The sequence below is a fragment of the Pseudomonas sp. ASL3 genome (genome assembly GCF_056680425.1).
On sequence record NZ_CM155281.1, the window covers coordinates 1,371,298 to 1,390,268 of the forward strand.

General features: G+C 56.8%; 20 protein-coding genes. 2 read left to right on the forward strand and 18 right to left on the reverse strand.

Annotated features, from left to right (window positions below):
• Positions 1 to 4 precede the first annotated feature (4 nt).
• The 9 genes from AC1MEE_RS06205 to AC1MEE_RS06245 form a co-directional block, all read right to left on the reverse strand.
• Positions 5 to 355 (reverse strand): TIGR03745 family integrating conjugative element membrane protein, encoded by a 351-nt coding sequence (locus AC1MEE_RS06205; RefSeq protein ID WP_480414435.1) that lies wholly within the window; start codon positions 353 to 355, stop codon positions 5 to 7.
• A gap of 34 nt (positions 356 to 389) precedes the next feature.
• Positions 390 to 623, reverse strand: coding sequence for a TIGR03758 family integrating conjugative element protein (locus AC1MEE_RS06210; protein ID WP_480414436.1), 234 nt, complete (start codon positions 621 to 623; stop codon positions 390 to 392).
• A 2-nt stretch (positions 624 to 625) separates the two neighbouring features.
• Positions 626 to 976 (reverse strand): integrative conjugative element protein, RAQPRD family, encoded by a 351-nt coding sequence (locus AC1MEE_RS06215; RefSeq protein ID WP_480414437.1) that lies wholly within the window; start codon positions 974 to 976, stop codon positions 626 to 628.
• Positions 977 to 1,413: 437 nt separating this feature from the next.
• A complete protein-coding gene (locus tag AC1MEE_RS06220; protein WP_480414439.1) occupies positions 1,414 to 1,698 on the reverse strand; it encodes a hypothetical protein in 285 nt (94 codons plus the stop codon).
• A 328-nt stretch (positions 1,699 to 2,026) separates the two neighbouring features.
• Complete coding sequence (locus tag AC1MEE_RS06225) at positions 2,027 to 3,982, reverse strand: GAP1-N1 domain-containing protein (protein ID WP_480414440.1); 1,956 nt, start codon at positions 3,980 to 3,982, stop codon at positions 2,027 to 2,029.
• A complete protein-coding gene (locus tag AC1MEE_RS06230) occupies positions 3,979 to 4,872 on the reverse strand; it encodes a TRAFAC clade GTPase domain-containing protein (protein WP_480414441.1) in 894 nt (297 codons plus the stop codon). The genes AC1MEE_RS06225 and AC1MEE_RS06230 overlap by 4 nt, the downstream gene beginning before the upstream one ends.
• The gene (locus AC1MEE_RS06235) at positions 4,869 to 5,801 is read right to left on the reverse strand and encodes a TRAFAC clade GTPase domain-containing protein (protein WP_480414442.1); all 933 of its coding nucleotides are present in this window, start codon (positions 5,799 to 5,801) and stop codon (positions 4,869 to 4,871) included. The genes AC1MEE_RS06230 and AC1MEE_RS06235 overlap by 4 nt, the downstream gene beginning before the upstream one ends.
• On the reverse strand, positions 5,801 to 6,871 hold the full coding sequence (locus tag AC1MEE_RS06240; protein ID WP_480414443.1) for a GTPase-associated system all-helical protein GASH: 1,071 nt from the start codon (positions 6,869 to 6,871) through the stop codon (positions 5,801 to 5,803). The genes AC1MEE_RS06235 and AC1MEE_RS06240 overlap by 1 nt, the downstream gene beginning before the upstream one ends.
• 12 nt (positions 6,872 to 6,883) lie before the next feature.
• A complete protein-coding gene (locus tag AC1MEE_RS06245; RefSeq protein WP_480414444.1) occupies positions 6,884 to 8,161 on the reverse strand; it encodes a metallophosphoesterase in 1,278 nt (425 codons plus the stop codon).
• A 1,046-nt stretch (positions 8,162 to 9,207) separates the two neighbouring features.
• Between AC1MEE_RS06245 and AC1MEE_RS06250 the strand changes: the two genes are divergently transcribed.
• Positions 9,208 to 9,684, forward strand: a complete 477-nt coding sequence (locus tag AC1MEE_RS06250) for a hypothetical protein (protein ID WP_480414446.1) — start codon at positions 9,208 to 9,210, stop codon at positions 9,682 to 9,684.
• Positions 9,685 to 10,005: 321 nt separating this feature from the next.
• On the opposite strand, the gene AC1MEE_RS06255 is transcribed toward AC1MEE_RS06250, so the two are convergent.
• The 9 genes from AC1MEE_RS06255 to AC1MEE_RS06295 all read right to left on the reverse strand — a co-directional run bounded on the left by AC1MEE_RS06255 (position 10,006) and on the right by AC1MEE_RS06295 (position 16,907).
• The gene (locus AC1MEE_RS06255) at positions 10,006 to 10,758 is read right to left on the reverse strand and encodes a TIGR03747 family integrating conjugative element membrane protein (protein ID WP_480414447.1); all 753 of its coding nucleotides are present in this window, start codon (positions 10,756 to 10,758) and stop codon (positions 10,006 to 10,008) included.
• Between the two features lie 47 nt (positions 10,759 to 10,805).
• A complete protein-coding gene (gene traD, locus AC1MEE_RS06260) occupies positions 10,806 to 12,965 on the reverse strand; it encodes a type IV conjugative transfer system coupling protein TraD (protein WP_480414448.1) in 2,160 nt (719 codons plus the stop codon).
• Between the two features lie 3 nt (positions 12,966 to 12,968).
• Positions 12,969 to 13,478, reverse strand: coding sequence for an integrating conjugative element protein (locus AC1MEE_RS06265; RefSeq protein ID WP_480414449.1), 510 nt, complete (start codon positions 13,476 to 13,478; stop codon positions 12,969 to 12,971).
• On the reverse strand, positions 13,475 to 14,032 hold the full coding sequence (locus AC1MEE_RS06270; RefSeq protein WP_480414450.1) for a lysozyme family protein: 558 nt from the start codon (positions 14,030 to 14,032) through the stop codon (positions 13,475 to 13,477). Before AC1MEE_RS06270 ends, AC1MEE_RS06265 begins: the two co-directional genes overlap by 4 nt.
• Positions 14,017 to 14,742, reverse strand: coding sequence for a TIGR03759 family integrating conjugative element protein (locus AC1MEE_RS06275; protein ID WP_480414451.1), 726 nt, complete (start codon positions 14,740 to 14,742; stop codon positions 14,017 to 14,019). Before AC1MEE_RS06275 ends, AC1MEE_RS06270 begins: the two co-directional genes overlap by 16 nt.
• 9 nt (positions 14,743 to 14,751) lie before the next feature.
• A complete protein-coding gene (locus tag AC1MEE_RS06280; RefSeq protein WP_480414452.1) occupies positions 14,752 to 15,405 on the reverse strand; it encodes a hypothetical protein in 654 nt (217 codons plus the stop codon).
• Entirely contained in the window at positions 15,405 to 15,983 is a 579-nt protein-coding gene (gene pilL2 / locus AC1MEE_RS06285) for a PFGI-1 class ICE element type IV pilus protein PilL2 (protein WP_480414453.1), read from the reverse strand. The genes AC1MEE_RS06280 and pilL2 overlap by 1 nt, the downstream gene beginning before the upstream one ends.
• Before the next feature lie 223 nt (positions 15,984 to 16,206).
• Entirely contained in the window at positions 16,207 to 16,449 is a 243-nt protein-coding gene (locus AC1MEE_RS06290) for a hypothetical protein (RefSeq protein WP_480414455.1), read from the reverse strand.
• Between the two features lie 332 nt (positions 16,450 to 16,781).
• Entirely contained in the window at positions 16,782 to 16,907 is a 126-nt protein-coding gene (locus AC1MEE_RS06295) for a hypothetical protein (protein ID WP_480414456.1), read from the reverse strand.
• A gap of 714 nt (positions 16,908 to 17,621) precedes the next feature.
• Here AC1MEE_RS06295 and AC1MEE_RS06300 point away from each other — a divergent pair.
• The gene (locus tag AC1MEE_RS06300) at positions 17,622 to 18,842 is read left to right on the forward strand and encodes a phospholipase D-like domain-containing protein (RefSeq protein WP_480414457.1); all 1,221 of its coding nucleotides are present in this window, start codon (positions 17,622 to 17,624) and stop codon (positions 18,840 to 18,842) included.
• Positions 18,843 to 18,971: the final 129 nt, after the last annotated feature.

The following is an 18,971-nucleotide window of genomic DNA, read 5'->3' on the forward strand; positions in this document are numbered from 1 at the left end:
CCGCTCAGAGAATTCCGCCGGCCTTGGTCAGCAACCAAATCGACAGCACCAGCAATACCGCACCGACAGTGCATGTGAGTCCGAATTGTCCCCACGTCTTCTTGCCGGTTTGTACCTCCGCGTAACTCCCGTACGCGTGATACGCAACGCCACAGAAACTGGCCACCGAAATCACCAGTGCGATCAGGCCTGCGCCGTCGAAAGCGTAATTCTGGATCGTCTCGATGATGCTGCCGCCTTCTCCGCGACTGGGTGCATCCATCTGCGGAAGGCCGGCATGAGCGATCGATGATAAGAACGCAGTGGTGCTCAATAGCGCTAAAGCCAAACGCTTGGTCATTTGATGAAAAGTCATGATTGCCTCCTCGGGCAGTTGGTTTTTGTGTGAGTCAGCTCAGCAGCAGGTAGGTGAGCAGGGTGTAGATCAGCAGCGCTTTCAAAACGAGAACGCCAAACTGCTGCTGGGTGAGTTGTCCACTGGTCCAGCCTCGGAATCCGCTTCCGATGGCCCAGGCTGTAAAAATCAGGGCGAGCGTTAGCGCTAATCCCACCATCAACGTGGAGCTGTCCTGGTGCGCGTAACCGCCGGCAGCCCGGAACGCATTGGATTGGGCAGAGTTCATGCTCATCGTGGCTGGTCGCTCTGTTGGGTGTAGTGGCCGGTCAACTCCGGAGGTTGACGTGGCTGTGCGCGGGATGGGGTTTGATAGGCCTTGATGCCTTGGCGGATTAGATCGATGTCAGTAGCCAGGCGTGGGTAGTCAAAGAGGTAGCGAACGCTGTCCTCCACGGGGAGCGCTTCGCTGGATTGGGCGATGCGGTCGATGGTGTCGAGTTGGCGCAGGATCAGTTCTAGGCTGGTTTGTTCGGATAGGGTTGAGTCGGCCTGGGTGTCTACGCCGCAGAGGAATAGGACGAAAGCGAGTGCGAGCGGGACTTTGTATTGGGTAGGGGGATTGGATGTGGCGGCGAGCATTTGGGTGGTCCTGGCTGCAACGGGTAGGACCAGCTTGCCAAGGCGGAGGGGAGGGAGCAGCTAGAAAACTAGAATGAAGGGAGTTTGTTTTGGGCGTTTTTTGACGCTGTTGGTACAAGGGGCATCAAGGGGCGGGGAGAGATTGATCGAGATCAATTTGTGGTGAGGAGGTACTTCGCGGGTGAGCGGCCGATTTCGATTCGAAATAAGTAGTTGCGACAGGCAGAGAGCGGCCGATTGTATTGAAAAAGTCGACTTCGGTTTCCACGGCAGAAAAGTACGCGTATGAGATTGAAGTCTGTGTTTTGCGCAGAAGGTTCAGGGCTAAGATTTGACGTAGCAGCGTGCAAAAAAAAAAGCGCTTTCACCGCTCAATGCATGGGTAGCCAGTCCATATACGGGCGTCAGGACGCCAAGTCGTAGCAGGTCTCCATAACTCAGGGCCGTGCGTTGACGCGCTTATCAGCATTGGGATTGTCGATTACAGTGTGTCCATCCCAGTACGAGCGCGCTACCCACTCATTGCTGAACCGCCTTACGGCGTCAACCTTGTCGTTGGAACAAACCATCTGAGGCCACTCCATATGCTGAGGATCGCATTGGTGCGGCAGGACATACACAGATTCAAATTTTCTCTGAAATACCTTGTAGTCATAGGGCGGCGGCTCAGCAGCATTAGCTAGGCTGGTCAATGGCAGCAGCAGTAAAAGCAGCAGTTGCATGGCAGTGCCCCCGTGTAGCATAGCTGGCAGCGTGCCAAATCTGAAGAAGATGCGACATGCACGTAGATAGGTCCGACCGAGCCAACAGTACATTAAGGCCACCTTAGTTCAACAAGCAGAGATGGACGGTCGAAATGCCAATGTAAAGTCAGCTACGGGTCGACTGCAGCCCGTACCTCCTGGTGGCAGTCGATCCATAGCTACCCACGGCAATCAATCCAACCGACAGGTCATGTGCCTTCGAGACTTGGAAGGGGTCACCTTGCTGGACAAGTCGAGTGCAAACGGTTGGTCTGGCCGAATGCAAATCCGTGGTCAAGGGTGTAAGTCAGCTTGATTCTGCTGCCTCGACATATGGTTGACCACCGGGAACGTCCGACGCAGCATCGGCGAGCATCGCACGGACCTTTCGGTCGCCTGTCAGCGCGGCGTAACTTTGCGGAGACCATTCATAACGAACATAGGCCGCCGCCACCGCCGTTCGAAGCCGAAGCCCCAGATCCCAGCCTCGTATCCAACCGAGATCTGGCAGCAGGGGCAATAGGATGTTTCGCGCATGCCAGGACAACCTCGATTTAAGCACCTGCCCGTGTAAGACATCGAAAAACTTCTCAATTACGTGGCGGCCACTGTCGCCTCCGGATAAAAGCGCTAGCGCTACGAGGAAACAGTAGAGCATGTCCTCCTGGTCCTCAGGGAGGTCATTGAATACATTGATGAGCGCGGCAAGCCAAGGGCTTGTACCCGCTGCGGCTACCTCCGGCGTCAGCCAGCCGAGTGCGTCGGCGAGCTGGTATAGAAGGCTTGCGCGGGAGACCAGGCCCATAACGTCAGGCTGGAGCAGGACTCTGGGTCTGCGTGTCAGTTCGTGCAACCAGGCGTCTGCCACTCGTGTGTTTGCACCATTCGCCGCCAATACGACTTGGGCCGCGGCGACGCCTGAAAACTGCTCGAACGCAACCTTTACAAGCTGTTCGTCGTTGCGCGGAAGCAAACGAGAGATCAGTTTCGTCAGGCCAGCAGTCTCGGAGGGGACCAGAGGGAGCAGTTCCGTTAGAGTGGCATCATCGAGCTCAAGCGCGGCATCCGCCATCAAAAGCTCCGGGCGCGCTTGCAGCATGCGCAGTCGGACACGCGGATAGGAGCGCGTAAGAAGCCAGAACTCCGACGTCTGGACGCCGCCGGTCACCTTCTCAAACACCGACCTGCCTAGCGGGTCCTCAGCATCCGCCGTGATCTCGGCGAGCTGGAGGATCTCATCAGGTTTCTCTAGCCAGAAGTGCGCGAGTCTGGCGACACCCGTACTTGTCGGCGGAGGAAAGACAGCTTCCCCCTCGTTCGACAGCACGAACCGAAGCAGCTCTACTTGTGCGGGGGCAACCAACACTCCATCCACAAGATCCTGCTTCAGATACGTTGCATCATCTAGAGTTGGAAAAGAGCCGGTGACGATCTCGATCAAGCGCTTTCCGGAATCCGCCACAGCCTTATGATCAATAGCCTTGACTTCGACAAGAGGCCGAAACGAGCCACGCTGCTTGCGAACGTCGCGACCGTAAAGCCAAAGGAACCGGCGCAAAGATCCGTTGACGCCCTCTTGAACATCGCGCGCAGCAGCTGAGAGCCACGGCGTATCGGGATCATCGTTCTGCGTAGCCCCATCCCTCTGGTTCGCGAGCACCGCAGTGATGTCGAAGCGGGCCGAACCAGTGGAGCGAGGCAACCGTGAAGTAGCGGTCTGGAAGCGAAAGTTACGCCTAAGTCGCGGCCATTGTTGGGACCAGACTGCAAATAGAGGTCCATCGAGCTCGCCAGGCGCGGCAACTTCAACTGTCGTACTGCTCATCGCGTAAAGAGACGCGATTAGCTTCCGCACTATAGCGTCGTCGACCGGCAAGTCGGCCCCAGCAAAGGAGGTGAAGTCGACCGGCACCGCCTCGCGGTAGCGGCCCCTATCAAGGGGAGCGGCTGGCCGAATCGCGAGGGCTTGTAGCACGGACAGATTCTCTACCGACTCGAGAAGCGCTGGCTCGATCAGCAGCGCATGGGTCCAGACACACCCAGGCCGAGGCATTTCCGGCGCTGGCCAAGTGCGCATAAGAACGTAGCGACCGATAGCGGGTACCGGCAAGCCCGTCCAGTACCCCTCAGAGCGGCTGAAGACTGTTCCTGGAGCGAGATCACTAAGTTCGGTGAGGAACGACGTTTCAGATCCCAGGGGTAGCGACGATGCCAGCAACCTATGCCCGTCATCGTATCCAAATAAGCATTGATCGAGTTTCATTCGCCCGCCGACATAAGCCAAATAAGCGGTGCTGTCAGGTCGTGCCCCTCGTCTTCAGGGCCGACGATTTGAATGCGCCTGCTCGGCGTCAGCTTAGCCGCCTCACCCACTGCCGACTGGTCCTCCAGACTCACGCCCTGCGCGGAGACTCCATACACTTCATGCTTAAAAGAGTCTCCATTCGCTCTCAAGAACTGATCGACAAGCGGCATGTTCGCGGCGAGCCATTGCCGAGGGGCAAGCTCCATACCGCGGGTGAGATCCCATGCGGAAATCATTATCGCAAGACGTCGACTGCGAGGTGTGAACGGATGGCGTACGAAGTCACTGAACAATTGTACAATCCTGACTTGCGCAGGCAGCAACTTCGGCTCCCATTCACGCAATGAGGCCGAAGCTATCCCATCTCCCGCGTCTTCCGCCGGATCAGCCGCAGCACCTCCTATCGCGGTTGCGCCACCGCCGGGGAGCCTCGCGTTCAATTCGGTTACGGAAAGGGCATCATCCTTCACGTCGGCGTTGATGAAAAACAAGATGCCGTCGTCAACGGCGACTTGTTCGAGGAATTCGGCCCGGCAACGCCGCTCCTCCACCTGAAGGTCGAAGGTCTCTCCGGCAAGGTCCGGGAAGAACGCCGCGCCGCTCACGCCAGTCTCGCGATCAAGTAAATGGATGGTCACATTCATGTCCCCGACCTGAGACGTCCGAGGTACCTTCTGAAAGGTACGCCACGCCTCCGCGATGCGATTAAGATAAGAAAGGTCGCCGCGGTAACCGTTCAGCTTGAGGCGACACTCGGTCTCGTCGGCCTCTACGAGGTGCCAGAGCGCCGCCAAAAAGGTAGTCTTACCCGACGCGGGCAACCCCATGATGACGAAGCTCGCCTTCATTTCACGATCCTTCTGAGTATAAGTCTATCGAACTCATCCGACAGCGCCGGCAGCTCGGGGTTGTCGATTGGTGGTTGCTTCGCGGGCCGCAGCCAACTTTGCAGGAGAGGTTCGAGGCCGCGCGCGGGCTCGACAACTCCGTCTGGATCGCGTGCGGCCGTGTGGAACGTCTCGACCTTGAACCGCCCGTCGAGCAGATTGGCAAGACGCTCCTCGAAGTCAGACAGCGCAGCCCGCGCGCCGGCCGCTGCGTCGCTCTCAAGTAGATCCCACTTGGTGGTGACTAGCTGGACCTGTGATTGGGCGCCAATGTTCCCTGCGGCTGCTAGCGCACGTGCGATGTTCCGGACTGAGGCGAAAACTTCAGCGCGTCTGCGGTCGTCTGCGACCCGTTCGCCGTCGATGATGAACGCGATAGCGCTAGCCTTGCGAATCTCGATCAGATCGGCGGCAAGCTCCGGCCTATCACGAACCTCGCGGTAGACTTCGCCGGCGCGCTCAGAAATTAGAAGGTCGGTCCGTTGGAGGTCGGATTCATCCGCCACGGCGAGGTGGAAGAAGCGTAACCCATCCTGAGCTGACGTGCGGGGCGTGTCCGGACGCCCAGCGCCCGACTCGGCGCGCGACTGGAAGCTTTTCTTCTCGTAGCCTATGAGGCTTAGGCTGTGGGCAAAGAGAGCGTTGGCGAAGGGACCGCGTAGGAACCGCTCGTACATTTCGGTGACCAGAGTCGTCTTGCCACCGTTCCGTTCTCCGACCACCGCGATCACCGATGCCGGTTGCCAACGGAGTAACGCATCGGCATCTTCCACCGTTAACATAGCCGACGGTGGAAGCGTTACCCATCGCAGATCAAGATCGGCTGCCTGCCCTGCCTCCGGTTGCTCAAATACATCGACGTCTGCGTCGACTTCGCCGTGCTCGTCCATCACAGAAGCTGACCTAATAGGTGTTCGCAGTAGAGTTGCTCCGCCAGCGAAAGTGGATCGAACGATACTGAAGCGTCTAGGCCAGTTTTAGTCTTAAATTGCGCATGCCACGCGCCGATCCCCAGCATACGAGCAAGGTAGATCGCTGCCGTGACAGGAGCAAGTCTCGGTGGCAGCTTATTCGGAAATACTTCCAAGCGCTCAATATCCTCTGCGGTAAAGCTATCAACTGCCGTAGCGAGATCACGAGGCTGCGCCCCTTTCGTCCACTTGGCTAATGCGATCACCCGCTCCAGCATCGCCGGTGCCGCGACCGGACCGAGCAAAGATTCTGTAGTTAAAGCGCCGAGATCCACAGCGCCAACTAGCGCTGCCTGCTGAGGGCTAAAGTTATCGAAACTGCGTTCAAGTGACCTGCTGTGACCGCCGAACAGCCACCAGAGCATCTGGCTCTCCTCGCGCATCAATTTCACCTGCTCATTGAGCGCAGTTAAAGCGTTCGTAGACTGGGCTGCGGTGGTCTTCGCCGATGCCTGCGCTTCAGATCTGATCTTGCCAAGCATTGCCAGAAGCGTCGCCCAGTCGTTTGGGGTGATGGCTGTAATTTCTTCACTAAGTTGGGGGGTGATCGTCGCCACTACCTTGGTATGAACCTCCCCGGGCCTGCGCTCTGCCACCGAAAGCCGCCCAAGGGCCTCTCTCGCGTCGCTCAGGAGCCATCCTGACTGAGAAGGGCTCCGGTGTCCCATGACACCACCTACAATCACAGCCAGGATTGCCTCGGAACGCTCATTGGCCACCAGCTCGCCCAGCATCAATGCTGCAAGCACCCGTGTCTCGCGCTCATTGTTCACGAGGCTAAAACTTGCGTCTTCTTGAATGAACTGGTCCCTAAGCCAGCTCAAGTCGAGCCCAGTGCTGCCATAGTAAACGGCCGCTAGATCTAGGATGTGCGCATCCGTGATGTTGTCGACAATGCGTTTGGCAGGCTCCTGCCGAGAGGTAATCACTTGAGAGCTGGGCTGTAGCCCTGCCTCGGCGTAACGATCCGCGAACGTAAATTTGGCCATTAACAGTCCCTTTTAACCTTGTTCTGCTGCATATACTGCTTCGGCGAGCGCATCTAGCTTTCCGCGCTCGTGTGCTCGGAGGAATGCGCGCCTGAAGCGCTCGTGGTCGGGCTGGCCCATGTCCTCGTCTTCCAGAAGCTCCAGCCTTCCCGCGATTTCCGACTTCTTACTGAAGGAAAGTCGGTAGAAGCGCAGGCCTAAATCTCGGAGGGTGTTCATCGCATGTCCTCCCTCGATGGGCAATGCAGCACCTCCGACCACAGGCTCCGAGGAGTCGCCGGGGAGCGCGGTCGGGTATAGTCTCGCAATGGGTGGTGACCACCGGTCTAGCCCGATGAGATGGTCGAACACGGGGGAGGCTCTGTCCATCTTCGCTTGGAAACCTCCGGGTGCCGTCTGCCACACTCTCACGTGGGCCTTGATTCGAAGCATGCGCGCATCAGGTCCACCGTCAACGGATAGTTCGATTAGGTTATAGCCCGGCTCCCATCCCTCCTCCTGTCGATCGGGGTTAGCGGCGCTGGCGGTCAGCCTCACGTAGTCGCGATTCATGTCGATGCGGTTCGTGTGGACATGGCCGAAGATCTGCACAGGCGCCACATCATTGAGATGATCCTCCAGTTCACGGGCCTGCCGCAGCCAAGACAGGTGATGGTGTGCAACCACTAGGTTCACCACGCCATCCTCGCGTGTGATCTGCAGGCTTGCTGGGTCGACGAATAGATCCCCTCTCTGATCATGACGGCTTGACACAAATGCCGTGTTCAAGCCCCACAGGCGTAGGGTGGAGCCGTCGTTGAGCCTGAGGTCGCGGGTAGCACGCGTCCTCTCAGGTGGCAACAAATCGCAAAAAAACTGCAGTGCAAATTGGTTGTAGTTATCCAGGCTCTCATAAAGTAGACGGCCAGCATCCGGATCCCTCAGTTGGTGGGCGATCTCGGCGATCGGATCTTCCGCATGCTTGATCTGACGGTGGATCAATTGGACGAGATTGCGCTCGGCCGACTGACGTACTACGTCATGGTTGCCCGGCACAACAAAAACCGAATCCTTCGGACAACCGCAGGCTCTACAGAGTTCGGCGAGCCATTCCGTGGCATAGGCGAATTCCTCGGGATCGCCGGCGAAGGCGACGTCGCCGGATACGATGATTGCGTCTGGGGTGCCCAACTGTCGACATTGACGCTCCACGTCCCGGACCAGCTCGTTCCGCAGATGAAAGTTCGGATCTTGTACTGTGCGGATCTCGGACTTGCGGAAGTGAATGTCTGACAAATGAATTATAAGCAAAGCCCACTCCTTGGTTTTACCGATATCCTAAAGGATGTCGGCGTTCAGCGTAACTCGACCTCACCTATATACAGGTTGATGTACGGCTCGCATACCGATTCGGCGCAGTGTGACACGGCGACACGAGGTCTAATCCAGATACAACTAAGCAATGCCAAGCTCACCTGAAAGAATGGCAGCTTACAAGCGTTAGGCCATCCAACCGAGATGGCGGACACGGTGCGTTGCTGCCGACGCTGCCTGCACCGAGTATCTGGTGGCCTCGATGTGGTTACGACCAAGAATGACCTCGCCGGTAACGGTCCGGGTAAAGATAGGACGCTGGCGGAGATCATCGCACAAATCGCCCATCTGAATGGCCTGCTGCGCCGCTGGTTGGACCTGCCCCAGCCCCGAGCGCCCGACTCGCCATCGTGGACCTGCTAGTCTTCTGCCGGGAAGTACTCGCCGGCTATGGGGAGGAACTATGCGGCACCAGCTATGCCTGCAACGGCGGGTAGAAGTCGAGCGGGCTCAATTCGATCCCCATCTACTGCTCAATGCCCTACAGTCCGCCCCCGTCGGCGGTGAGATCCAGCTTAGCGCGCCCCAACTTGATGACCGGCCGACGTCCGCTTCGAGGTGCAGCGCTGCATCCGCGTGTTTCACAGCTATAACCTCAAGCGAATGATGAGCATCTTCGGCATCCAGAGATTGCTTGGAGCGATCAGAGTGTGAAACAAGCCGCTTGATCGTCAGCCTGCGGCTGACCTAGGCCGCCACATGAGGGGCAACGGTACTGCGTGGATCAATCCGTGCCTTCTTCTGTCGGTCCCGCATGTAACCCAAACAAATCCCAGCCTTCAACGCATCCAGCGTGTTTTCACACAGCCTGGACCCAAAGCGGACCCGCTCTCGATGGGTATCAGTGGAACATCTGATTCTGAATGCCTGCGTGAGCTGAGGCAATCCAGATACATTATTCCACCGGACAGAAATGCCCGCAGTATGCGAGTTGGAACAAGGAACTGTATGCTGGAAGCACACGCGCAAGGGAAAGCTGGAAGATGCTAAACACACAAGACGTACAGCAATTGTCAGAACAAATTTCGCGAAATGCACGTGAACTCAGCCGAGCCTGGGATTCCTTTGATGGATACGTGGATCACTGGAGAAAGCTGGCAGAGCACTTCTATGATGGTTCACTCAAGATAGAGCCCAGCGCAGCTAGATCAGAATTGATTCGCGGAACAATTGCTTCCAAGAGCTTTGCTACACACGCTTACCCAGTCGTGAAAAATGAGAGACTCTACATCGAAGTGCTTGTGACTGCTGAGTTTTCCGAACTAGGATTACGAGCGGAAGCTCTTCGATTTCTGGTTTCGTCCTCCGGAGACTTCCACCAGGTCGACGGAACGAAGGCGATCGACGCGCTTGGCGAAAAACCCAACTACACGGTATTGGTCAACCTACTCACACAAGTTCTCAGAACCCCGGTGCCAGCGCTACCAGAAAAACATGAACAACAAGCGTGTGACTCATGAGTGCTCCTTTTGGGGGCGCTCCAGGCTCAAATAGTGTGGCCAGATCGAAAGCAGGCAGACGTATCCGAACGACTGCTTTTGACCGATTCTGTTGAAAAAGTCGCTCCCGACAGTTTTGGGCATTTTCAGGGAGGAGGTGGGTTTTCGGTGTGATACGTTCGTGGTGCACACAGCCGACTTTTTCAACAGAATCGGCCGATTCCTACCTATCGCGACAAGCAAGTGTCGACCCAAGCAGGTATGGCACGTACAGAGCCAACTGCGTGATTTGCAGGAGCCAGACTCCGAACAATCCACCCCGGAATATCCACCGGCACTCTCCTAAAGATATTTCTTGAAACTACCCGCCGTCACACTGACCACCAACCCCAGCGCGGCCGCACATGGCAACAAGATCAGAACGGGGCTGATACTCACCGGCAAAGCCAGGTAGATGATCCAAGGCGCAACCACCAACGGCACGATCATTATCTTGGCTCGGTGATAAATGAACCCCGACTCACGACCAGCCCCAAACCGGCGCAGATCACGACGCACCAGCCCATCAACCACCCCCGTAAACGCCGCCATCAAGAACAGCGGAATGGTCAGCGTCAGGATCACCAATCGTGTGAGAAAAGTGAGGATGGTGTAGACGGCTGCCAGCCCATAGTCCTCGACGTAGATGTACAGCACGCCGAGGTAATGCTGCACGCCGTCACCCTGAGTACCGTTGAGCCTGGATTGGCTGGCGGAGTAGTTTATCCAGTCGATCAGCCCGGTTTTTTCGAACACCCACTCATACACCAGGTTGATCAGTTCCTTTGCCACTTTACCGGGTTGGTCCAATACCAGGCTTTGCACGTAGCTGTCGGAGATCCATTTCAACTCGCTGTTGAGCATGCCTTGGGCGTGGTGCCAGCCTTGGTTGGGCCAGTAGAAGTAGAGGCCGAGCCATTCGATGACGATGCTGATAAGCAGCGAGACCAGCATGATCCCAATGAACGCGAAGGGTAGGGCGAGTGTTCGGGCGATGACGCCTTTCTTTTGGACTTGCTGTTGCTGGGTTTGGGCGGTCTGTGTGGTGCTGGCCATGCTGGTGTTCTCGTGATGATGGGCGTTTGATCAAGACGCGACGGCACTTATGGGGGCGAGAAAGGAGAGGCCGCTTGATCATCGAGCAGGTCGGGCGGCAGGTCTTGGCCAAGGCCTTGGGTGCCGGTCGTGGTCCACCATTCGCCGCCGCCGTCGATGTAGCTTTTGCGCATGTTCTCGGCGAGGGTTTGCAGGTCTTTGGGCATGACTTCGTCCGGATCGGGCGCCGGCAGCGGCATGCGGATTTTCCAGAGGTTGCCGCCTTCGATCAGGGCGAACGCCTGTCCTTTGGGCAGGCTGACGATGTGCGCCGGTTCGATCAGCGGCACGCTGGTGGAGCTGACCCGGTCCTGAGTGTTGCTGGTGAAGTCGGTCGTGGCAGATGGGTCCGAGCTATCGGTAGCACCGCTGACCAGGGTGGTGGTGTAGACGTCGACTTTTGGCAGCTGCTTGGTGAGTAGCTCCGCGGTCGCGGTCTCTCGCACGCGCAGCATGAACAGGTTGTTGAAGTTACCGACAACTTGCCCGGCCTTGGCCTTGTTGCCGATCTTGGCTTCGATATCGCTGACGGTCTGGGTGTAAGCACTGACCTGAATGCCGGCGCCACCGCCTTTGTTGATCATGGGAATGAATTCATCGCCCATCAGTTCGTTGAACTCGTCAGCGTGCAGGTTGATGGGGATCTTCTGCTCATTACCGGCACCGGGCAGTCCGTCATCGATACCGAATTTGTAGATGTGTCCGGCCACCGAGACCAGGTCGGAGAACATTGAGTTGCCAACCGCCGCGGCCACTTCCGGATCGGACAATGCATCAAGGCCGACGTAGACGATCGCGCGCTTACGGATGATCTGCATCCAGTCGAAGATGGGGCGCGGGTCGTTGAGGTCGGTGTAGTCGGGCGAGATCAGCTCCGCCATACGGCCGGTGGTGAGTTTTTCCAGCAAGGGCAGCAATGAGGCCACGATCTTGTCGAAGTAGGTCTTGTCGTACCGCACTGCGGATCTCAGGCCGTCCATCACCGGGTCGGCTACGCGGGTTTGGGAGAGGTATTGATCGATGGCGATCACGCGTTTCTGGCGGCCCTTCATGTTGAAGGGGATGTTCTTGTCGTTCAACCCGGCCTCGATCTTCACAATTGCGTCCCAGGCTTTGGTGTCATGGCGGGCGAAGTAGTGACCGCTGTACTCGATGAACAGCGCATCGATGTTGATCACGTGCATCTGGATCTTCATGTAGTCGGGGCGAATACCCAGCTCGACCAGCGCCCGGGCGATGATATTGACGAAGCGCCAGGCAAATTCTCGGAAGGCTGCGCTGTTGCCCTCACCGGAAAGTTGTCCTGAGATTCGGCTGGCCACTTCCGAGATCCGTCCGAACCGTCCCACCGCGTTGTACCTGGACGAGATGTCGGGCCAGCCCAGGTGGAAGATATAGAACTCGCCCTCGCGGCCGGCGCGTTTGGCTTCTACGTACATGCGCTTGAGCAAGTCGGCGTCGCCCTTGGGGTCAAACACGATCACAGGCTCGAACTCGCTGACGTCTGCGACTTGCTTCACGCGGCGAATGTCCTGGGTGATAAACAGCTCAGCCAGGCGCGTCTTCCCGACTCGCGTGGTGCCAAGTATCAGGCTGTGACCGACGCGTTCGCCCAGAGGCAACGAGACCTCAACCTCAACCGGCTCGACGCCGTGAATACGCGGCGCGCCGCCTACGGGTGGCAGAGGTCGTAGCGGATTGAGTGGATTGTCCCAAGCCGTGGCCTTGGGAATCAGGCTCAGCGGGAAGGGCGCGTACTCCATGCGCTCTTCCATTTGCCGTGCTGCGGTAAACAGCGACGTTGGTTCAACATAGGGACGAAACTCGGGTCGATAGGTCTGCATCAGCCGCTGGGTATGGCGCTGTTCCCATTTGAATCCCTTACCGATGAACAGGCGTCGATTGCTGACGGGCACGTCCTTACTGGTCATCACGTAGCGCGGCAGGCGGCGAATGTTGCGTCGGTAACGAAGTACCACCAACGCCTGACGCAACCGTATCCAGCCAAACCACAGGAAGAAGCATGCGGCGGCCAGGCCAAATAAGGGCGACAGGGCCAAGGCCCAAGGCGCAAACAGCGAGAGAAAAGCGCCCATCAGGCAGACGCCAACGGTATACAGCTCGACGGCCGGGCGGAGCAGGGCTTCGATGACATGATCCTGTGCCATGGGTTATTGCTCCAGGCCCGTCGACGTGATCAGCACGGGATAGTTCTCAAGCCCGATCATCTCGGCGAGCTCATCGCCTGACGCCGGCGCAATCTCCAAACCCGCTGCGAGCTGTCGCAGCTCCTGCAGTGTCTCGAGTTTTTCGACGTTGACCACCAGACCCACGGCATTCAGCTCGCGCAGGATGTCGCCGCGAGTCGATAACCAATCCCGTGAAAGTGGGTCGTCGCCGATCAGGAACAACGGTTGCAACCCCGGCGCATTAAGCGCTCGATTCACGACTTTGCCAGGGCTCAGCCGCGCAGACTTGACCGGCAACATGTCGGCCTCGCCATAGGGTTTGACCGGGATCGGGGGAAGCGACTGCAGGGGCGATGGCTCAGCATCAGGCAGCAGATTCAAGGCCCGGTAATAGGGCAGCGCAGAGATGCCGCCAAGATCTTCGACGATGATCAGCTCTGCATAGGCCAGCGCCGGAAACATCAGAGCGAAATAGGTGAGCAGGACTTTCATTGGCGTTCTCCCGAGGTGATAGAGGGTGCAGTCACGCGTCTTAGATGTTGAGTGAAGCTTTCGCGGTAGCGCGCTGCGAGCGGGCCACCGGCGGGTCGGTGATAACGTCCGGCGGCTTCGATCCAGTCGCGGCTTGCTGATTTCTGCTCATGCAGAACGCGAGCGGTCAGTGCCAGATTGAAATAAGGGTCGAGCACATCGCAGGGCTGGGAGAAGTGATGACGCTGCCAGCCAATGTTGAGCTGACCCAGCCCCGCATCGACGCGTTTCGGCCCCACCTCTTGAATGGCCTGCTGCAGTGCCGTGCAGGCTGCGCTGCGCGTGGGAAACCGATAGGAGACTGTGGCCACGTTCAGGGTCCAGGGCCACGGCACTAACTTGCCGCGTAACGGGGTGCCACTTTCCTGCAATGCGAGGGCGTACAGCACTTCGCTGGGGACGGCGGTCCCGTGCGTTGCGAGCTGATAGGCCGGTGGCGGAACCTCCGCTTGCGCCGAGCACATCACCAGCCCCGTCGTGAGGGCAAGCGCCTGACGATTCATTGCCGCACCCACTTGCCGTTGTCCTCACGGAGCACCGCCGGGAAACGGCCTTTGCCACCGATGCTGATCCATCGACCTGCATCGTGATTCAGCGTGATCTGACGACTGCGAACCTTGTCCGCGGAGATTCCGGCCTTGAGTGCCCAGGCGCGGATGCTGTCATCGTTCAGGCGGGCTCCAACCAGGTAGATATCGAAAGACTGGTTGTCGCGCTGCAATTGCTTCACCTGTTCAGCGCACTCTTTGCAGTCCGGTGTGACGAACACCGCCAAGCGCTCGCGGCTTATTGCTGGTGAAGCCTGAGGGAACGTCTCCGAACCGATGAGGTTAACTGGCAGCATGTTTGGGTACAGCCGCTTGTAGGCTTGATCGTAGGCATTTTGATAGGCCAGCAGCTTGGTGACTCGTGCCGTTTCCATCTGTACCTGGAGCTCGGCATAGCGCGTGCGTTCCTGCTCGGTTTTTGCTTCGATGCCCAGCGCGGAGAGCGGATCGAGGTTGGGCGAGTAGATACCCAGCGGCCCCTGCATGAGTTGGCGAAAGCGCTCCCACTCGACCGTATCCAAGCCCCATAGGCTGGCCTTTCGTGTTTCAAGCTCATTGATTGAGAGTTCCTGGGGTTCGGTATGGGTAGTGCCGGATTGGACGGTTTCGGCCTGCGCGGCCGGCAGGATTGCCCATGCGCCGGCTATGAACAGTCCCTTGATGATTAGTGAACTCATGCGGCCTCCTTATCTGACTGCTACCGTTTGCCGGCTTCCATTCGGCAAGGTGAAATGTGCTGCGCCCGGCTCCAGTGACCGGAGCTGCCATCCCTCTAACGAATCACCCGCGCGCAACAGCTGGACGTCGCTCAGACGGCGTGTTCCTGGTGGCGAAACAGCTAAAAACTCGTCACCGCCGCGGTACTCGATGCCGATTGTTTTGAAAGGGGCGGCCTGCGGAACCGTTTTGGATGAAGACTTGCGAGAGGCGGGGTTTGTCGTGATTGCAGAGGCAGGGCGCTGCTCCATGAGAAGCTTCAGTTGCTGGAGGTTTTGACGGATGACTTCTACGTCCGCCGCGAGCACGGTGACTTCCTCTCTAAGCGACTGCCATTCGGAGTTGGGTTGATCTGCTTGCGCTATAGCATCGAGTTTCCGGCCGATCTCCGACGTGTATGACTCGTGTTGTGCACCGGTCACGAAGTTTGCATTGGTGAAAACATCCATCTCCATACGCAAAGTGTTTTGCTGCTCCACCAACGTCTCGACGGTGCCGGCCAGCGGGTTGGATTCGGTAGTCAGCGATAGATGCTGCAGTTGCATTCCCTGATAAATGGCGGCGCTGCTCAGCACCAGAAGCAACGCACTATGGACGAACCATATTTTTGGATTCAGTTTCATCACTGATCTCCCCGCTGGGCCATCACATCGGTGGCAAGAGAGGCAGCTGTGGGGCGTTGAAAACTCGGTCTCATCGAAAAACAAATACTGCGCGCGAGCTCGTCGACCTCAAGTTTCCAGGCTTGTCCTGCCAAGACCTGGAGCGCGTCACGCAGGGTGATAGGGCCAAGCTGGTAATGGGAGGCGGGAAGGGCGTGTGAGTACAGCCGCTGGATGTCGCTATTGGCGGGGCAGAGCTGGTATCCGGATCTACGAAGGGCGTAGGTCATCGCATCCTGCACCGACGGCGTCAGCGTATCGGGGATGCGGATGTCGATGATCTGGGCGAGAAGGTCGGTTTGATCCGGTTTGGGGGATGTCGACATGACGGTGTAACGGTCATAACGGATGTGCTTCAGGCTCGGGGTTTCGCCCTTTGTAACTGGGTTGGATCTCAGATGCGATGGGACGCTTGACTCATCTCCTGAGGCTGGGTTCTTTGGCGATGGGATGAACGCGCAACCGTTCAATAACAAGGCTGAGACAAGCATGAGCGTGGTGGGAGAGACACCTTTTTGCGCGCTGGGAGAAAAGGGCATTTGATTTGTCCTCAGGTGATGGTGAAGGCACCTTGTCAAATCAACGCGCAGCGGGCAGCAGGAAAACTGGTTTCAGGCCTATGCGATTAGGAGAAGCGCCATCTGAAGATGGCGCATTGTTTTACCGTCGCGTGAATGGTGCTGCCAGGGGTCTGTTATGGACTCGGAATTTCATCCGTCAACATGATGCGCAGCAGATGTGGCTCCCCGCCTTGGCGTTCAATCACCAGACACGATCTATTCTCTCGCCACTGGCGGGGAACAGATAAAGCCCGCAACCGATGTTATCTTCCTCTTCGAAGTCACGCAGCAATAGCAGCTCGCGGTACGCACGCTGGACGACGGCGTTGAGACGACTATTCAATTCGGTAACAAGAAAGTCGTTAATGAACACTGCCTCCAGCCATGCTTGTTCACTGAGAACGATAGGGAGCTTGAGTAGCGCAGTTTTTCTTGGTGTCAGCATGTGTTTCTCCAAAATGTTGGCAAGCGGAGAGACACAGCACCCTGGCAGGGGAAGTGTTTCCCCGTATGGGTTGAATAGATGAGGGTGAAAAAGCGGACAAGCTGGTGTCAGCTGACCGATCTTTTCAAGGTGTTTCGAGCGTCAGTGGGAGAAGTTGCCGATGGCTAACGATGTCAGCCCGCCGCGTGAGTCAGCAGATCGAAACCCAGCTTGAGCAACGGAACGACCACACAAACGAAGATTGCGCCGAGTTGCCAGCGCATGACCTTCATGTCAGACCGAACCTCCGAACGAAGCTCGGAAATCGAGGCGGTCAGCCTGGTTTCTACATGCTAAAGGTCAGCTTTGGTTGCGAGCTTTTCCACATCGGTCTCCCAAGCATCCACCACGGCCTTGGCCTTGTCGGTCGAGACATTGGCGGATATCAGTGCGTCGTACAGCGTGAGCGATATTTTCATGGCATCTCCATTAAATTTTTGAGGAGACGCCACCTAACGGGGTCTCCCGTCAGGGTGGTTGAGTAAGCATTCGATCATCGAGACTCTCGACGATTGTTCGCGCCGTCGAATGCTGAGCGAACCGGGTTGAATCAATGCAGCGAGCTGCACCGTAGCCTTGAAGATCCTGACTACCTGGGCAGGTGCTGTCGACGACAGCGGTCCTGTTCTGATATTTAGCTTTTGATCTTGGAGGCGTCAATCAGACGTTTCTGAAATTTTTCGTTGTCTCCAGCGGCCAAGGCATTTGATAGAGATGATGAGGCACGCATACGAGGCCGTGATTGGCGCAGATTAGGCGCTTACACACCAGCCCCCCGCAGCGCCTACGCATTCTGATTGAATGATCGCTGTCGTAGAGATTGAAAGCGTCTGGTTAGGGGATGCTCCAGTGTTCAACTGAAAAATATCGCGGGCTGGCTGGTGCTTAGCCTATCAACGCTATCATTTCTTGCACCTTCCGGTTGGCATCACTGAGCCAATTATCGCGCTGGCGGATGCTGCATTGGTGGCAATTGTATGGCACTGTTTAGATGTTTGCGTTCAAGCGATGTTGAGCTGAAGTCGCTTGCCGAGACATTCCAAGTGAGAAAATATCTCGGGTATACGCTTGCAAAAAGGCATTGATCCAGCGAGCCAGGGGTCATCCATTGACGAAATCAAATAGGTCCCGACATGTTGGAAAAACAAAATGTCCGACTGCTGCTCAATGACGAGCAACAGGATCACTGTAGCGTCATCGTTTCTCTATTGGCGAAGGCAACGCACTTGGAATGCGTTGTTGCCTTTGCGAAAGAGTCGGCTCTTGGATTGATTCTCCACCCCCTTGAAAAGCGCCTTACCGCTGGGCTTACCGCTAGGTTTTCTATTGGTCTTGCCTTTTTCCAGACAAGCCCGGCGCTATTGCGAAAACTCTTTAGTATAAGCAAGGCGCAACATGGTCTGAGCCTTTACCTCAGCAATACGAGCGCCACGTTTCATCCGAAAATCTATGGGTTTTCGGGGCCAAACGGCGGCACGGTGGTCATTGGTTCGGCCAATCTGACCTCCGGTGGATTGGGGGGCAATTATGAGGCTTCAGCAGTAATAGACGATCCAAGCGGTACGATGATTAGTTCAGTGACGGAGTACGTCGACCATCTCATCGATGACGAGGAGCTTGTGCCTGCGACAAAAGCGGGCATTGATGAGTACGCATATCGCTATGCGATTTATCAGGCTCAGCACCGGCTGGCGGATCGGAGAGCCAAACTAGTTACTGATTCGACGAGCCTTGACACGAATTTACTCCGCGACATTTTGGGGTTAATGCAACAGGATGAATCGGAGAGTGGCTTTGCGTTACAAACAACTACTCGAAAAGAAAATAGAAAGGCAGCGGCACTGAAAATCAGTGAGCTTGCCTCTATGGAGCGATCAAGCCGAAGTTCCTTTCTTGAGCACTACGAACAACTGATCAATTTGTTCCACTCCGGAGGGCTGCATCGGGGAAAGAATATCGTTGCTGATCATGCACAACACTTTATCGCCGCCCTGAGAGCTATCACTCAAGGTGAACAGCTTACGGCTCAAGATGCATACCAAATTTTGCTGGACCATTTCGTCGACGTCCCCAGAGCTGGTGTGAATGTTATTACCGAAATTCTGATGGCGCTTGACTGTACGCGTTTCGCCGTGATGAATCAAAACGCCGTATCGGGTCTAGGGTTGGCCAATACTCGTCAGTTTCCAGCTAAGCCAAGCAAAACAACTGTCAACGCTCAACGCTATGCGGATTACTGCCAACAGGCGGAAAGGATCAGAAAGGATCTGGGGCTTCGCGATTTTGTCGAATTGGATGCTTTATTTAACTACGCATACTGGGGAGCTGAGCAAGCGAATGAGGAGGGGGAATGATTTGTCTCCTAGGAGCTTGTCGGGTCATATTACTGCTCCTCTTGGATGTGGTGGTTCGTTCGCGATAATGGCTACAGTGACATCAAAGCGATAGGACGTAGCCGGTCGTTCAATAGTAAGCGCACAGCA